Annotated in this window: 17 protein-coding genes and 1 tRNA gene; 8 read left to right on the top strand and 10 right to left on the bottom strand. The window is 66.2% G+C overall.

Annotated features, from left to right (window positions below; translation table 11 throughout):
- Positions 1–36: 36 nt before the first annotated feature.
- From BMX43_RS04200 to BMX43_RS04175, 6 genes are all read right to left on the bottom strand, one after another.
- Positions 37–627 carry a DedA family protein gene (locus BMX43_RS04200; protein ID WP_091297464.1) on the bottom strand — a complete coding sequence of 197 codons (591 nt, stop codon included), beginning with the start codon at positions 625–627 and terminating at the stop codon, positions 37–39.
- Positions 624–962, bottom strand: a complete 339-nt coding sequence (locus tag BMX43_RS04195) for a hypothetical protein (protein ID WP_091297462.1) — start codon at positions 960–962, stop codon at positions 624–626. The genes BMX43_RS04200 and BMX43_RS04195 overlap by 4 nt, the downstream gene beginning before the upstream one ends.
- Entirely contained in the window at positions 962–2,143 is a 1,182-nt protein-coding gene (locus tag BMX43_RS04190; RefSeq protein WP_091297459.1) for a vWA domain-containing protein, read from the bottom strand. Before BMX43_RS04190 ends, BMX43_RS04195 begins: the two co-directional genes overlap by 1 nt.
- 4 nt (positions 2,144–2,147) lie before the next feature.
- Positions 2,148–2,312, bottom strand: a complete 165-nt coding sequence (locus BMX43_RS19735; RefSeq protein WP_091297456.1) for a hypothetical protein — start codon at positions 2,310–2,312, stop codon at positions 2,148–2,150.
- Positions 2,313–2,344: 32 nt separating this feature from the next.
- Positions 2,345–3,709 carry a DUF2927 domain-containing protein gene (locus BMX43_RS04180; RefSeq protein WP_091297452.1) on the bottom strand — a complete coding sequence of 455 codons (1,365 nt, stop codon included), beginning with the start codon at positions 3,707–3,709 and terminating at the stop codon, positions 2,345–2,347.
- 192 nt (positions 3,710–3,901) lie between these two features.
- Entirely contained in the window at positions 3,902–4,741 is an 840-nt protein-coding gene (locus tag BMX43_RS04175; RefSeq protein ID WP_091297449.1) for an AAA family ATPase, read from the bottom strand.
- Positions 4,742–4,926: 185 nt separating this feature from the next.
- Between BMX43_RS04175 and dksA the strand changes: the two genes are divergently transcribed.
- Positions 4,927–5,349 carry an RNA polymerase-binding protein DksA gene (dksA, locus tag BMX43_RS04170; protein WP_091297445.1) on the top strand — a complete coding sequence of 141 codons (423 nt, stop codon included), beginning with the start codon at positions 4,927–4,929 and terminating at the stop codon, positions 5,347–5,349.
- An 85-nt stretch (positions 5,350–5,434) separates the two neighbouring features.
- A complete protein-coding gene (locus tag BMX43_RS04165; RefSeq protein ID WP_091297442.1) occupies positions 5,435–6,628 on the top strand; it encodes an FAD-dependent monooxygenase in 1,194 nt (397 codons plus the stop codon).
- A gap of 6 nt (positions 6,629–6,634) precedes the next feature.
- On the opposite strand, the gene xth is transcribed toward BMX43_RS04165, so the two are convergent.
- A complete protein-coding gene (xth, locus tag BMX43_RS04160) occupies positions 6,635–7,444 on the bottom strand; it encodes an exodeoxyribonuclease III (protein ID WP_091297438.1) in 810 nt (269 codons plus the stop codon).
- 347 nt (positions 7,445–7,791) lie between these two features.
- Here xth and BMX43_RS04155 point away from each other — a divergent pair, with 347 nt between their 5' ends.
- From BMX43_RS04155 to BMX43_RS04150, 3 genes are all read left to right on the top strand, one after another.
- Positions 7,792–8,046, top strand: coding sequence for a hypothetical protein (locus BMX43_RS04155; RefSeq protein ID WP_091297434.1), 255 nt, complete (start codon positions 7,792–7,794; stop codon positions 8,044–8,046).
- 85 nt (positions 8,047–8,131) lie between these two features.
- The gene (locus tag BMX43_RS19730) at positions 8,132–9,235 is read left to right on the top strand and encodes a DUF6902 family protein (protein ID WP_175482021.1); all 1,104 of its coding nucleotides are present in this window, start codon (positions 8,132–8,134) and stop codon (positions 9,233–9,235) included.
- Positions 9,232–10,122 carry a DMT family transporter gene (locus BMX43_RS04150; protein ID WP_175482020.1) on the top strand — a complete coding sequence of 297 codons (891 nt, stop codon included), beginning with the start codon at positions 9,232–9,234 and terminating at the stop codon, positions 10,120–10,122. The genes BMX43_RS19730 and BMX43_RS04150 overlap by 4 nt, the downstream gene beginning before the upstream one ends.
- On the opposite strand, the gene BMX43_RS04145 is transcribed toward BMX43_RS04150, so the two are convergent.
- The gene (locus tag BMX43_RS04145; RefSeq protein WP_091298955.1) at positions 10,123–10,449 is read right to left on the bottom strand and encodes a HesB/IscA family protein; all 327 of its coding nucleotides are present in this window, start codon (positions 10,447–10,449) and stop codon (positions 10,123–10,125) included.
- 84 nt (positions 10,450–10,533) lie between these two features.
- Here BMX43_RS04145 and BMX43_RS04140 point away from each other — a divergent pair, with 84 nt between their 5' ends.
- Complete coding sequence (locus BMX43_RS04140; protein ID WP_091297427.1) at positions 10,534–11,700, top strand: deoxyguanosinetriphosphate triphosphohydrolase; 1,167 nt, start codon at positions 10,534–10,536, stop codon at positions 11,698–11,700.
- Positions 11,701–11,773: 73 nt separating this feature from the next.
- Here BMX43_RS04140 and BMX43_RS04135 read toward each other — a convergent pair whose 3' ends face one another.
- Both BMX43_RS04135 and BMX43_RS04130 read right to left on the bottom strand, forming a co-directional pair.
- Positions 11,774–12,235, bottom strand: a complete 462-nt coding sequence (locus tag BMX43_RS04135; RefSeq protein WP_091297424.1) for a disulfide bond formation protein B — start codon at positions 12,233–12,235, stop codon at positions 11,774–11,776.
- 18 nt (positions 12,236–12,253) lie between these two features.
- The gene (locus BMX43_RS04130; RefSeq protein WP_091297421.1) at positions 12,254–12,838 is read right to left on the bottom strand and encodes a YqaA family protein; all 585 of its coding nucleotides are present in this window, start codon (positions 12,836–12,838) and stop codon (positions 12,254–12,256) included.
- 140 nt (positions 12,839–12,978) lie between these two features.
- Between BMX43_RS04130 and ypfJ the strand changes: the two genes are divergently transcribed.
- Together ypfJ and BMX43_RS04120 are read left to right on the top strand one after the other, a co-directional pair.
- On the top strand, positions 12,979–13,821 hold the full coding sequence (gene ypfJ, locus BMX43_RS04125; protein WP_091297417.1) for a KPN_02809 family neutral zinc metallopeptidase: 843 nt from the start codon (positions 12,979–12,981) through the stop codon (positions 13,819–13,821).
- 52 nt (positions 13,822–13,873) lie between these two features.
- Positions 13,874–13,957: transfer RNA gene (locus BMX43_RS04120), tRNA-Leu, on the top strand.
- Positions 13,958–14,175: the final 218 nt, after the last annotated feature.

Raw genomic sequence — 14,175 nt, 5'->3', positions numbered from 1 at the left:
ATATGGGCTTTGGCGGCGGCGCGTCAATGTGCATGGTCAGGCCTGCCGCAGCGCGCGCCACAGCACGCGGCCCAGCAGCAGCGCCACCAGCCCCGCCGCAAGCGCGCCACCCAGGGCAGAGGCGGCCTGCGCCAGCGCCTCGATCTGGTCGGCGAAGGTATAGCCCGCGCCGGTATAGGCGGTGACCCAGACCGCCTCGCCCCCCGTGGCGGCAAGGGTGAAGCGGGCATGGGGCAGGCGGGCGGCGCCGGCGAGCAGGTTGACATAGGGGCCAAGCGCCGAGAACAGCCAGCGGGTGAGGAACACGGCGGGGGTGGCGGCGGCGTGCAGCCGGGATTCGGCCTGGGCGACCAGGTGTGCGGTGGCGGGGCGGCGGGTCAGCCTTGCGCGCAGCGGCGCGCCGATCCAGCGGCCTAGGGCATAGCCGGTCTGATCGCCCGCCACCGCGCCGCCAAGCGCCGCCAGCGCGACGGGGGCCGCCGCCAGATCGCCCGAGGCGATGAAGGCCCCGGCGGCCAGCATCAGCAGCGACGAGGGCAGCGGCACGGCGAGGCAGGACAGGTAGGTCGCCAGCCCCAGCAGCAGCGCGCCGTATTCCGGCACGAGGGCGAGCAGCGTTTCGGTCATTGCGGCGGCTGCGCCGCGATCACCGCCGCGATGCGTGCCAGCAGATCGGCCAGCGGCACGCCCTGTTCGGCGGCGATCTGATCCAGCGTCGCGCGGGGCTTTTCGCCGCGGTCGAGGCCCAGAATCGCGCCGAGGTCTTCGGGCGGCAGGTGGTAGGCATGGATGATGAAGCGCGGGGTCATCCAGCCGGCCAGCGGCGGCGGTGGCCCGTCGGGGTGCCAATGCGGTGCCAGCAGCAACAGGCGGATCAGGAAGCCCGCAAACAGCAGGCAGGCGGCGAGAAAGGCCAGCACCAGCAAGGGATGCGCGTGCCAGAGCCGGGCGAGGCGGCGCATCAGCGCAATTGCTTGATGCCGCGGGCGATACCGTCCAGCGTCATCGGCACCATGGCATTGCCGAAAATCTCGCGGATCAGCCGGGTGGAATGGGTGTGGGGCCAATAGGCCTCGGGCGTCGGGTTGATCCACAGGTGGTGGGGCCATTGCAGGCAGGCGCGTTGCAGCCAGAGCTGGCCGGGTTCCGGGTTCCAGTGTTCGCTGGCGCCGCCGGGATGCAGGATCTCGTAAGGGCTCATCGCGGCATCGCCGACGAAGATCGCTTTGTAGTCGGGGCCGTAGGAGCGCAGCACCTCCCATGTCGGGGTCTGTTCGTTCCAGCGGCGGGCGTTGTCGGTCCACACGCCTTCGTAAAGGCAGTTGTGGAAGTAGTAATGCCGCAGGTGCTTGAATTCGGATTTCGCGGCGGAGAACAGTTCTTCCAGCACGCGGACATAGGGGTCCATGCTGCCGCCGATGTCGAGAAACAGCAGCACCTTCACGGCATTGCGCCGTTCGGGCCGGGTTTGCACATCCAGCCAGCCATGTTCGGCGGTGGCGCGGATGGTGCCGTCAAGGTCCAATTCCTCGGCTGCGCCGTCGCGGGCCCAGCGGCGCAGGCGGCGCAGGGCGACCTTGATGTTGCGGGTGCCGAGTTCCACGCTGTCGTCGAGATTGCGGAATTCGCGCTTGTCCCAGACCTTGACCGCGCGCTGGTGGCGGCTTTCGTTCTGGCCGATGCGCACGCCTTCGGGGTTGTAGCCATAGGCGCCAAACGGCGAGGTGCCCGCCGTGCCCACCCATTTGTTGCCCCCCTGATGGCGTCCCTTCTGTTCGGCCAGCCGCTGGCGCAGGGTTTCCATCAGCTTGTCAAAACCGCCCAGCGCCGCGATCTGCGCCTTTTCTTCCGGGGTCAGGTATTTTTCGGCCAGCTTTTCCAGCCATTCGCGCGGCAGGTCCACGGCGTTCAGCACCTGATCGGGGGTGATCGCCTCCAGCCCCTTGAAGCTTTCGGCGAAGGCGCGGTCGAAGCGATCCAGATGGCGTTCGTCCTTCACCATGGTGGTGCGGGCGAGGTAGTAGAACGCCTCCGGGTCGTAGGTGGCGAGGCCCGCAGCCATGGCTTCGAGAAAGCTGAGATATTCCCTTAACGAGACGGGGACTCCGGTCCGGCGCAGCGTTTCGAAAAAGGGCAGGAACATCGCGTCAGATCGACCTTTCGATGAGGATCGTGGCGAACAGGCCCAGCAGGGCGAAAGCGATGGCGAAGCCCGCGCCATATTGCAGCATGTCGAGCCCGCGCCCGCCCTGACGCCGGGCGGTGAGAGCGCCGAGCAGGGCGCCGAAAAGTGCGGCGGAAATGACGATCATCGGGCCTCCTGCCGGGTGGCAGGGCCACCCCGTTATTTCTGTGCCAGACGCAGCGACGGTGGCACCAGCCCCGCGATGTCGCGCAGGCGTTCCTCTGCCACGGCGTCCGAGCCGAAGCCATAGCGCGCCCAAGGCTGACTGTCGAGGCGCAGCGCCCGGGCGGCGGCGGCATTGCCGCCCGCCTCCAGCGCCTGCGCTTTCAGCAACAGCAGCGTGGCCATCAGCGTGGCGTTCTGGCTGGCGCGGGCCACCGGCAAGGCGCGGTCGGCAAAGGCGATGGCATGGGCCAGCTGACCCTGGCTGAGGGCGAGGGCGGCAAGCTGCATATCGACATGGGCGCGCTGCGGGGCGGCGCCGGGCAGCGCGTGGTAGAGGCGCTCCGCCTCGGCAAAGGCGGCAGCGGCGGTCTGCGGATCGCGGGTCAGGGTCAGGCGTCCGACGGCGAACCACGAGAAGGCCAGCCGCGAATCGCGCCAGCCCTGGGTTTGCGCGATGGTCAGCGCCCGTTGCGCGGCGGCGCGGCGCACCCCGCCGCCGCCTTCCTGCGCGAAGGCGGTTTCGATCGCGGTGGTCCAGGCGCGGGGTGTTTCGGCGCCGTCTGCGCGCAGGGCGGCAGGATTGACCGCGCCGCCCTGCGGGTTGATCTGCGCCAGCAGCGCGGGCAGGCGGGCGTCCACCTCGGCCCGGGTCAGGCCGGAGTGCAGCGCGGGGGCGTTGTGCAGGCGCAGCATCAGCATGTCGAAACCGGTCAGCACAGTTTGAAAGTTGTCGTCGTTGAACACGCTGTCGGGCAGGCGATACAGGTCGTTCAGCGGGCCGATGGCTTGCGCCAGTTCTTCATGCAGGCAATCGCGCACCTCTTGCGGGCTGGCATCCGAGGGGGCGAAGATCGCGGCGCGGTCACGGTCGCGCAGGCTGGACCAATCGGTCGCGCGGCTGGGACTGGCCTGAAACCCGGCCCAGTCCGAGACGCCGGGCACCACGAAACAGGCGACATTGGCATGGGTGGCGCGGATGGTGCGGCGGGGCAGGAAGGTGACGGTGATGCGCCCGTTCGATGTGACGGGGGTGATGTCGATCCCCGCCTCTTGCCGCATGCGGGCCAGAAGCTGCGCCAGGTCCTGCGGCGCGGTCGCGGGCACATCACCCGCCAGCGCCACGGTGATCGGCCCGGTGAACCGGGTGAACACCGGAAGGCGGCGCCCGTTTTCCAGCTGGAATTCCAGATCCAGAAAATCCTGCGCGATCCGGGTGTTGGAACGGGCAGCCCCGGCGGCAAGGGGCAGGGCCACTGCTTCGGGGTTGCGCAGCATCGACACCTGCGCGGCATCGCGCGGCACCCCGGGCTGGACGCAGGCCGACAGGGCGGCGAAGGCGAAGGCGGCGGGGATGCGCATACTTACCGGACTCTGCTCGTTGTTGCGGCGCGGCCTTGCGGGCCAGAGACGCCAAAGGGTGTTTCCGGGTGCAAGCCCGCCGTCGGCCGGTCTGGCGTCATACAACCGTCACGCCCAAGGAAGCGCGTCGGCATGTCGGCAGGAAGGCAAAGCCGTGGCAAACGCGGGGAATTGCGCCACATTCCGCGGGGCCTAGCCCCGGCCCCGCGCCATGAAGGCCAGCCGTTCAAACAGATGCACGTCCTGTTCGTTCTTCAGCAGGGCGCCATGCAGTTTCGGCAGGCTGGCCTTGCCGTCGCGCTTCAGATCCTCGGGCGCCAGATCCTCGGCCAGCAGCAGCTTCAGCCAGTCCAGCACCTCGGAGGTGGAGGGTTTCTTCTTCAGTCCCGGCGTTTCGCGGATTTCGTAGAACTGGGTCAGCGCGGTGGTCAGAAGCTGTTCCTTGATGCCGGGGAAATGCACATCGACAATCGCGCGCAGCGTGTCGATGTCGGGGAAGCGGATGTAGTGGAAGAAGCAGCGGCGCAGGAAGGCATCCGGCAGCTCTTTTTCATTGTTCGAGGTGATGATGACCACGGGGCGGTGTTTGGCGCGGATCGTCTCGCCCGTCTCGTAGACGTGAAACTCCATCCGGTCGAGTTCCTGCAACAGGTCGTTGGGAAACTCGATGTCGGCCTTGTCGATCTCGTCGATCAACAGCACCACGCGGGTCTCGGCCTCGAACGCCTGCCACAGCTTGCCCTTGCGGATATAGTTCTTCACGTCGTTGACGCGGGCATCGCCCAACTGGCTGTCGCGCAAGCGGCTGACCGCATCATATTCATACAGGCCCTGCTGCGCCTTGGTGGTGGACTTGATGTTCCATTCGATCATCGGCAGGCCAAGACTGGCCGACACCTGCCGCGCCAGTTCGGTCTTGCCGGTGCCGGGTTCGCCCTTCACCAGCAGCGGGCGTTGCAGTGCCACGGCGGCATTGACCGCAACGGCAAGGTCTTCCGAGGCGATGTAGCTGGAGGTTGAGGCGAATTTCATGGTGCATCCGATACTTGCAAGGCGGGGCCGCTACAGACCGTATCCGCGCAGCGATTTCGTCGCAACTGCTAGTGACAATGCCCCCGGCATCCGGTAGGAGAGCGCCACAAGACGCGCTGTCAGACCTCGGTCGAGACCCGGCCTTGCCCGACCGGCGCCGTCCGCCTAACTGGAGTAGTGCAGCGATGAAGGCAGAGGTCTTTCTTACCGACGACTATCGCCCCGCGGAAGACGAGCCTTTCATGAATGAGAGGCAACTGGAATACTTCCGCCGCAAGCTTCTGGTCTGGAAGCAGGAGCTTCTGGGCCAGAGCGCCGAGACGATCGACAACCTGCAAGACAGCGGTCGCAACGTGCCCGACATTGCCGACCGGGCCAGCGAAGAGACCGACCGCGCGCTGGAACTGCGCACGCGCGACCGGCAGCGCAAGCTGGTGTCGAAGATCGACGCGGCTCTGCGCCGGATCGAGAACGGCGAATATGGCTATTGCGAAATGACCGGCGAGCCGATCAGCCTCAAGCGGCTGGATGCCCGCCCGATCGCCACCATGACGCTGGAAGCGCAGGAAAAGCACGAGCGGCGCGAGAAGGTGCACCGCGACGACTGAGCGCAGGCTTTCGCGCTTGCGCCGGACTGTGGCGCAGGGTTACGCCGGGCCTCAGGGTCCGGCGTTTGCGTTTGCGGGGGATGGGATGCGGCTGAACGGCGCGGAAATCACGGTTCTGGGGGCAGGGGTCGCCGGGCTGGCGCTGGCGCGGGCGCTGGCGCTGAAAGGCGCCGCGGTCACGGTGCTGGAACAGGCCGAGGCGATCCGCGAGGTGGGCGCCGGGTTGCAGATCACACCCAACGGCGCGGCGGTGCTGAAGGCGCTGGGGCTTGGGCCTGCGCTGGAGGCGGCCTCGATGCGGTCCCGCGCGGTGGAACTGCGCGACGGGCTGGATGGCGATCTGGTGCTGCGGATGGATCTGGCGCGGCTGCGCCCGGCGATGGGCTGGCATCTGCTGCACCGCGCCGATCTGATCGAGGTGCTGGCGGCGGGCGCCCGGGCGGCGGGCGTGCAGGTGCGGCTGTTGCAGAAGGTGGAGACGGTCGATCTGTCGGGTGCGCGGCCCCGGCTGGTGACCGCGCAGGGGGCCGAGATGTCGCCCACGCTGCTGATCGGCGCCGATGGGCTTCATTCGAAACTGCGCGGGGCGCTGAACGGCATGGTGGCGCCGTTCTTTACCCGGCAGGTGGCCTGGCGCTGCCTGATCCCGGCAGAACCCGACGCGGCGCCGGTGGCCGAGGTGCATATGGGCGTGGGGCGGCATCTGGTCAGCTATCCGCTGCGCGGCGGCACGATCCGCAACATCGTGGCGGTGGAGGAACGCAACCGCTGGGTGGAGGAAGGCTGGAACACGCAGGACGACCCGATGAGCCTGCGTCTGGCCTTTGAAAGCTTTGGCCCAAGGGTGCGCGGCTGGCTGGATCAGGCGGCGGAGGTCTGGCTTTGGGGCCTGTTCCGCCATCCGGTCGCGCAGCATTGGGGCCGGGTGCTGCCCGAAGGCGCGGTGGCGATTCTGGGCGATGCCGCGCATCCGACGCTGCCCTTCCTGGCGCAAGGGGCCAATATGGCGCTGGAGGATGCCTGGGTGCTGGCCGAAACGCTGGAGGCCTTGGGGCCGACCGCCGAGGCGCTGGCCGCCTATCAGGCTGCGCGCGCGCCACGCTGCGCGCGGATCGTGGCGGCGGCCAATGGCAATGCGCGGGCCTATCACCTGGGCAGCCCGCTGCGCGAGGTGGCGCATCTGGGGCTGCGGCTGGGCAGCAAGATCGCCCCCGCCGCACCGCTGAAACGGTTCGACTGGCTGCATGGGTTTGACGTGACGGCGCAGCCCGGCGTCTGAGCGCGTTCAGGCGTCGAGTTCGATCCAGACCGGCACGTGATCCGACGGCTTGTCGCCCGCGCGCACCTCGCGTTCGATGCGGCAGTCTTGCAGCAGATCGGCGGCTTGCGGGCTCAGCAACAGATGGTCGATGCGGATGCCGTTGTTCTTGTCCCAGGCGCCGGCCTGATAATCCCAGAAGCTGTAATGCCCCGGCCCCTGCGTGCAGGCGCGGAACGCCTCGGTATAGCCAAGGTTCAGGATGCGGCGAAAGGCGGCGCGGCTTTCGGGCAGGAACAGCGCGTCCTGCGCCCAGACCTCTGGCCGGGCGGCGTCTTCGGCCTGCGGGATGATGTTGTAATCGCCCGCCAGCACAACGCGTTCCTCGCTGGTCAACAACTCGGCGGCGCGGGCGCGCATCCGCTCCATCCAGCCCAGCTTGTAGCCGTATTTTCCGGTCGCTTCGGGCCGCCCCTCGGCGTCGAAGGTGACCGGGTTGCCATTCGGCAGATACAGCCCGCACAGCCGCAGCGGATGCTTGTCGCCCAGCACGGTCGCCTCAATCCAGCGGGCCTGTTCGTCGCTGTCATCACCGGGAAGGCCGCGCGTCACATCCTCCAGCGGCAGGCGCGACAGGATCGCCACGCCGTTGAAGCCCTTTTGCCCGTGGGTTTCCACCCGGTAGCCCAGATCCTCGAACAGCGCGCGGGGAAAGGCCTCGTCCACCGATTTGATTTCCTGCAGCGCCACCACATCGGGGCGCGCGATTTCCAGCCAGCGGGGCAGGGCGTCGATCCGGGCCTTGATGCCGTTGATGTTGAAGGTGGCGAGTTTCATGGCGTCTCCGGGGCTGGCATGCGGCCCGAATGGGGCCGTGGTCACAACCTATCGCAAGCGCCGCTTGCCATGGCAAGGCCGGGCCAAGAAATGGCCTGACGCATGATATTAACGCTTTGTTAATACATGCGAATCATCCTCAGACTGCGGCGATGTGGATAAGTTTCTTCCTGTGCGGGTGTGGATAAGTCTACCTTGCGGAAATTAGGTTAACGGCTGACGAGGCTTGCGACAACAGGGCTGTGTGGATAAGGCATCTCACAACCTGTGGATGTAAAAACGTTTGAAAAATCAATCAGATGGCGCAACCGTGAAGGGGCAGAAACTGCTCATTCAAGGAGATCGCCATGAGCGCCGTTCGTAAAATCGCCGTCGAAATCGAAACCCTCCGCGTGACCGACATGGCCATGGGCCTTGGCGCCGATCTGATGCCCTGTTCCAACATCGAAGGCGCCGACATGGTGCTGGGCGGTGGCGTGGCACTGATGCCCTGCTCCAACGTGGAAACCGGCGTGGCCGCCGATCTGATGCCCTGCTCCAACATCAAGGCCGATGACATGCTGGCGGGTTCCGGCGTGGCGCTGATGCCCTGCTCGAACTGAGCGCCCCCAAGGCACCCCCTCCACCGCCAGACGCCCGGCGCGGGAGGGGGGCTTTCGGAGATCAGGCCGGGCCAGGGAGAGTTTCATGTCCAACGTGGTCCGGTTTGCCACCCATACCCGTTCCCCCCGCGCCGCGCAGGCGCCGGGGGCACTCGCGCCGCTGCTGACCAGCTTTGCGCAGCACCGCCGCCGCGAGGGCGACGCCTTCTGGCTGAAGGAAAACGCCGAACTGCTGGGCATTCTTGCGGCCTGTGGCACGCGGCTGCCCGATCTGGCGCTGGCGGTCTATCAGCCGTTCCATGACGCGATCGAAACGCAGATCGCCTTCTACCCGCAATATTACCGGATGCTGCTGGGCCTGACGCTTTCGCTGGAAACGCTGGGACTTGCGGGCGGCAAATCCGCCGCGCTGGCCGCATGGATCGTGGCGCAGGGCTGGCCCGAGTCAGAGGTGAACGACCTGCAGCGCGCCGAGACGCGCTATCTGCTGGCCCGCGCCGGGCAAGTGATCGACGAGCCGGGGCTGGATGCACGGTTGATGCGCTTCCTGTCGCGCCCGGCGGTGTTTGCCCTGCCCAACCCGCGCGCCGCTTATGATCTGCTGCATGTGATCTTCTATCTGAGCCATTATGGCCAGCGCCCGCTGGACCTGCCGGAACCGGCGCGCCTGTCGCTGCTGCATCTGGGCTGCCTTGCGCATCTGGAACAGAACGGCGATCTGCTGGCCGAGGTCTGCCTTGCCCTGCGCTTCACCGGCCAACCGCAACCTGCATCGTGGCGCGCCTTCTGCGAGGCCGAGGCATCGGCCTTCCGGGTGGAGCGGGGCGCCTGCGAGGATTCCTCGGATGCCTACCATAATTATCTTGTCAATCAGTGGTTGTTGTCGGTTAATGGCGCTACCGCGTTTTGTGAGCATTTTGTGGCAGGTCCGATGCGTATTCGTCTCGACAAACCCCTGATTTCCCCGCTGCGTGAATGGTCTCAGGCGCTGCTGTCACTGGGCGAGGGGCGCAGCGCGGACTGGCCGGAGATGCGCATCCGCTGTGCGCCTCACCTGTCCGGGCGCGCCTTGGAACTTGCCGATCAGGGCGCTGCCGACAGCCCGGGATTCGAAACATTCTTTGCCGCATTCGCCCGTGCCTCGACGCCGGTCCGCGCCGCGCCGCACAGTCTGCGGGTGGGCGCATGACCGCGGTTTCCGGCGCGGTTCCGCTGCAACGCGCCGCCCTGCTGGGCGCGGGGCTGACCCTTCTGAACACGCTGGTTTCTGTCAGCGCCGATGCGATCGCAAAGGATCTGATCGCCAGCTATGCCGCGCCGCAACTGATGGCGGTGGCCGGGGCGATTGCGGTGGGGCTGGGCCTGCTGGCCGCCGCGATGGGGCAGCAGGCGCGCGTGCTGCACACCGGCGCACCGCGGCTGCTGGCGCTGCGTTCGGCGCTGGGGGCTGTCAGCACCACCTGTTTCTTCTACGCCCTGCGTTATCTGCCCTTTGCCGAGGTGTTTGTCTTCATCGCCATCATGCCGATCTTCGGTGCGCTGCTGTCCGGCTTGTTCCTGAACGAGCGGATCAGCCGCGCGGTCTGGCTGGCGCTGGCGGTCGGGCTGCTGGGCATGGTGTATCTGCTGCCCGGCGGGCTGGCCACCATCGGCCTTGGCCATTGGATCGGGCTGGCCGCCAGTGCCACCGGCGCGGGGTCCATCGTGCTGTCACGGCGGATCTGCCGCAGCCATACCCATTCCATGGCGCAGGTGTTCTATGCGCAACTGGCTTGCCTGATCCTCGGTCTGGCTTTGGCACCGCTGGTCTGGCAACCCATGGCCGCCGCCGATCTTGGCCTGATCGCGCTCTATACGCTGTTCCTGATCGCCACCCGCTGGCTGATGGTGGTGATCGTGCGGCTGCTGCCCGCCTATGTCGTGCTGCAACTGGCCAATGTGCAGTTCATCTGGATGGTGATCCTCGGCCAAAGCCTGTTCGGCGAGGTGACGGGCGCCCATGTCTGGCTCGGCTCGGCCCTGGTGATCGGCTCGGGCATCTGGCTGGTGAACGCTCAGCGCGCTGCGGCGCGCTGATCACATCGAAAAAGATGTGCCGCAGCCGCAGCTTGAACTGGCATTCGGGTTTTCGATCACGAAGCGCGCGCCGATCAGCTCTTCGGTGAAATCGATCACCGCGTTGGACAGGAAGGGCAGGGACACCGGATCGACCAGAACCTTCTGTCCGCCCTTTTCCAGCACCAGATCATCGCCTGCCGGATCGTCCAGCTTTATGTCATACTGAAAGCCGGAACAGCCGCCGCCTTCGACCGCGACGCGCAGGGCCTTCTGTTCACCAGTCATTTCGGCAATCTCGGCCAGCCGGGCAAAGGCACGGTCGGTCACACGGGGGGGAAGCTGCAGGTCCATCGGTGGAATTTCCATATCCTTCATGGGCTTTTCATCATATAGGCTTCAAGGAAAGACCAGACAAGAACCGTGACCAGAATGCTTGCTCCCTTTGCCTGCCTGCCCGAAGCCTCGCGCGGGCGCCGCCACCCCGAAGGCATGTCCACCTTCCGCTCGCCCTTCCAGCGCGACCGGGACCGGATCATCCATTCTTCGGCCTTCCGGCGGCTGAAGCACAAGACGCAGGTCTTTGTCGAACACGAGGGCGATTACTACCGCACCCGCCTGACCCATTCGATCGAGGTGGCGCAGGTCGCCCGCACCATTTCCGGCGTGCTGGGGCTGAATGCCGATCTGGCTGAATGTATCGCGCTGGCGCATGACCTTGGCCACACGCCGTTTGGCCATACGGGCGAAGATGCGCTGGCCCGGCTGATGCAGCCCTATGGCGGCTTCGACCACAATGCCCAGGCGCTGCGCATCGTCACCAAGCTGGAACGGCACTATGCCGATTTCGACGGGCTGAACCTGACCTGGGAAAGCCTGGAAGGTATCGCCAAGCATAACGGCCCGCTCATCGGCCCCAATGCCGATCCCAAACACGCGCCCGACCCGCTGCCTTACGCGCTGGTCGAGGCCAATGCCGACTGGGATCTGGAACTGCACACCCATGCCAGCGCCGAAGCGCAGGTGGCCGCCATCGCCGATGACGTGGCCTATTCGCATCACGATCTGCATGATGGCCTCCGCTCCGGCCTGTTCACCGAAGCCGACCTGATGGAACTGCCGGTTACCGCCCCGGCCTTCGAGGAGGTGGACCGCCTCTATCCCGGGCTGGACAAGATGCGCCGTCGGCATGAGGCGCTGCGCCGGGTGTTCGGTCGCATGGTCGAAGACGTGATCGCCGTCGCCCAGAACCGGCTGACCGCCGCGCAGCCGAAATCGGTGGACGAGATCCGCCTGATGGGCACCACCATCATCCGCTTTTCCAAACCGCTGTATCAGGAGTTGAAGGCGGTGCGCAGCTTCCTGTTCCACCGCATGTATCGCGCGCCCAGCGTGATGGCAGAACGCGCCCGCGTCACCGCCATGCTCGACGATCTGTTCCCGTTGTTCCTGCGCCAGCCCGATCTGCTGCCGCAGGAATGGCGCACCGATATCGAGGCGGCCCGCGATGACAGCCAGCTTGCCCGCATCGTCGCCGATTACGTCGCCGGCATGACCGACCGTTTTGCCATTCAGGAACACGGCCGCCTGTTCGGCTGATTTCATCCTGGCAAAAATACTCTCGGGGGTGAATTGAGCCGCAGGCTCAAGAGGGGGCAGACAGCCCCCTTCTTCACCTCCGCCGTGCGGCCGCGAACCAGATCAGCGCCAGCGCGACCGAGATCAGCACATTCCACCCGGCCATCGAGATGCCGAACATCTGCCACGCAATCTCGTCACAGCGCACCACGCGGGCCACATCCACCGCCGGGTTCAGCAGATCCGCCGCGCTGATCCCGGCGACAGAGCCGGAGGAGCAACTCGCCAGCCCTTCCCACCATTGCTGCTCGACCCCGACATGAAACACCCCGATCGCCGCCGAGGTCAGCGCCGCAAGGCCCGCCAGAACCGCCAGAACCCGCCAACCCAGCCAGATCGCCAGCGCGCCGATCAGCACCGCCGCCAGATGCGGCCAGCGCTGCCACAGGCAGAGCGGGCAGGGCGCCAGCCCGCCGATATACTGAAAGGCCAGCGCCCCCAGCAACATCCCGGCAGAACCCGCCGCTGCCAGCAGCATCAGTGTCGCCTTACCCATCGTCTTACTCCTTGCCCGTCACAGGCCCTTCAGCACCAGCCAGACCGCGGTCAGCACCACGGCAAGGCCCAGCGCGATCCAGGGAAAGCGGCGTTCGATGAAATCGACGATCTTCACGCCGAAATGCTTCAGCAGCCAGCCCAGCAGGAAAAACCGCCCGCCCCGCGCCACGATCGCCGACAGGATGAACAGTTTCAGGTCGAAGGCAACCACCCCTGACAGGATCGTGACCACCTTCATCGGCGGCAGATGCGACAGGCCCGAAGTGACCAGCATCAGCAGGATCGCCGTATCGCCGGTGCCCGAGCGCAGCGACTCGAAAGCGGCCATCTTGCCATAGAATTCCAGCAGCGGCCGTGCCAGAATGTCGAAGGCATACATGCCGATCAGCCAGCCCAGCACCCCGCCCAGCACCGAAGTCACCGTAGCGATCAGCGCATAGCGCATCGCCCGTTCGGGGCGCGACAGGCACATCGGAATGAACAGCACATCCGCAGGGATCGGAAAGACCGAGCTTTCGACCAGCGACACCACGCCCAGCGCGGTTTCGGCATGGCGCGAGCCCGCCCAGCGCAGTGTCCAGTCATACAGGCGGCGGAACATTTTGGGCACCTCTTGCGTTGGCTGCTTGCATCATGTGGCGCGTGCAAGGTCAAGGCCGTGGCGCAGGTCAGGCCGGGGCTTCCCGCAATGGGCGGTAGCGGCTAGGCTCGGTGCGTGGGTATCCGGTAAGGGGGGCGATCATGCAGTGGAAGGGCCGTCGCGGAAGCGGCAACATCGAGGACCGGCGCCGCGCCGGAATCAGCGGCGGCGGCGCGATCGGCGGGGTCGGCGTGCTGGCGGTGGTGATCATCGGCTATTTCCTCGGCATCGACGTGACCCCCTTGCTGGAGGGGACCAGCACCGGCAGCGGCAGCCAGACCGAGCTGACAGCGGCGGATGAACAGGCGGGGCAGTTTGTTTCGGTTACGCTGGCCGATACCGAAGAGGTCTGGGGCCATGTCTTCCCCGAACAGATCGGCCAACCCTATCAGCCCCCGGTTCTGGTGCTGTATAAAGGTGTGACGCAATCGCCCTGCGGCGGGGCCAGCGGGGCGACCGGGCCGTTCTATTGCCCGAACGACCAGAAAATCTATCTCGACACCGATTTTTTCACCACCATGTCGCGCGAGCTGGGGGCAGGCGGCGATTTCGCCGCCGCCTATGTCGTGGCGCATGAGGTGGCCCATCATGTGCAGGACGAGCTGGGCATCCTCGGCCAGGCAAACGAGGTGCGCCAACGCGCCAGCGAGGCCGACAGCAACGCGATTTCCGTGCGAATCGAGCTGCAGGCCGATTGCCTGTCGGGCATCTGGGCGCGCGAGGCCGACGCGCGCTTTGGCACGCTGGAGGCGGGGGATGTGGAGGAGGCGGTGAACGCCGCCCATCGCATCGGCGACGACACGCTGCAACGCAATGCCGGGCGCACGCCGATGCCGCATACCTTTACCCATGGCACATCGGACCAGCGGGCGCGCTGGTTCCTGCGCGGTTACAAGACCGGCAACCTGGATCAGTGCGATACTTTCGCAGCGCGCAAACTCTGATCGCGTCCTGCGATTGACGCCCGCGCCGGGCCGCGCTAATGGTCCGGCATGGGCCCGAGTGGCGGAACGGTAGACGCAGGGGATTCAAAATCCTCCGCCGCAAGGTGTGCGAGTTCGAATCTCGCCTCGGGCACCATATTTCTCTGACAATTTCCGCAGTTCCGCCGGCAAGGCATGCCACCTATGGGCGATTCGGCCTTTGCCTGAGTTAACAGTATCTTATCCACGATTTATCATCGCCGATCCGCCGGATTGATGCCGCACAGGCAACACCGCTGCGGCCAAAGATGGCGAGATCGCAGAAAGAATATGGCAAATCCGTGGTCAGGGTTAATCAACTGTGGCGAAAGGTTG

Origin of the sequence: Gemmobacter aquatilis (genome assembly GCF_900110025.1) — a bacterium.
Classification (GTDB): domain Bacteria; phylum Pseudomonadota; class Alphaproteobacteria; order Rhodobacterales; family Rhodobacteraceae; genus Gemmobacter; species Gemmobacter aquatilis.
The sequence above is the reverse complement of the archived record's forward strand: the minus strand, read 5'-3'. Positions and strand labels throughout refer to the sequence as shown.

What these genes read in the sequence shown, in the direction of transcription:
- BMX43_RS04200 (WP_091297464.1), bottom strand. Translation starts at nt 627, where the DNA reads ATGACCGAAACGCTGCTCGCCCTCGTGCCGGAATACGGCGCGCTGCTG.
- BMX43_RS04195 (WP_091297462.1), bottom strand. Translation starts at nt 962, where the DNA reads ATGCGCCGCCTCGCCCGGCTCTGGCACGCGCATCCCTTGCTGGTGCTG.
- BMX43_RS04190 (WP_091297459.1), bottom strand. Translation starts at nt 2,143, where the DNA reads ATGTTCCTGCCCTTTTTCGAAACGCTGCGCCGGACCGGAGTCCCCGTC.
- BMX43_RS19735 (WP_091297456.1), bottom strand. Translation starts at nt 2,312, where the DNA reads ATGATCGTCATTTCCGCCGCACTTTTCGGCGCCCTGCTCGGCGCTCTC.
- BMX43_RS04180 (WP_091297452.1), bottom strand. Translation starts at nt 3,709, where the DNA reads ATGCGCATCCCCGCCGCCTTCGCCTTCGCCGCCCTGTCGGCCTGCGTC.
- BMX43_RS04175 (WP_091297449.1), bottom strand. Translation starts at nt 4,741, where the DNA reads ATGAAATTCGCCTCAACCTCCAGCTACATCGCCTCGGAAGACCTTGCC.
- dksA (WP_091297445.1), top strand. Translation starts at nt 4,927, where the DNA reads ATGAAGGCAGAGGTCTTTCTTACCGACGACTATCGCCCCGCGGAAGAC.
- BMX43_RS04165 (WP_091297442.1), top strand. Translation starts at nt 5,435, where the DNA reads ATGCGGCTGAACGGCGCGGAAATCACGGTTCTGGGGGCAGGGGTCGCC.
- xth (WP_091297438.1), bottom strand. Translation starts at nt 7,444, where the DNA reads ATGAAACTCGCCACCTTCAACATCAACGGCATCAAGGCCCGGATCGAC.
- BMX43_RS04155 (WP_091297434.1), top strand. Translation starts at nt 7,792, where the DNA reads ATGAGCGCCGTTCGTAAAATCGCCGTCGAAATCGAAACCCTCCGCGTG.
- BMX43_RS19730 (WP_175482021.1), top strand. Translation starts at nt 8,132, where the DNA reads ATGTCCAACGTGGTCCGGTTTGCCACCCATACCCGTTCCCCCCGCGCC.
- BMX43_RS04150 (WP_175482020.1), top strand. Translation starts at nt 9,232, where the DNA reads ATGACCGCGGTTTCCGGCGCGGTTCCGCTGCAACGCGCCGCCCTGCTG.
- BMX43_RS04140 (WP_091297427.1), top strand. Translation starts at nt 10,534, where the DNA reads ATGCTTGCTCCCTTTGCCTGCCTGCCCGAAGCCTCGCGCGGGCGCCGC.
- BMX43_RS04135 (WP_091297424.1), bottom strand. Translation starts at nt 12,235, where the DNA reads ATGGGTAAGGCGACACTGATGCTGCTGGCAGCGGCGGGTTCTGCCGGG.
- BMX43_RS04130 (WP_091297421.1), bottom strand. Translation starts at nt 12,838, where the DNA reads ATGTTCCGCCGCCTGTATGACTGGACACTGCGCTGGGCGGGCTCGCGC.
- ypfJ (WP_091297417.1), top strand. Translation starts at nt 12,979, where the DNA reads ATGCAGTGGAAGGGCCGTCGCGGAAGCGGCAACATCGAGGACCGGCGC.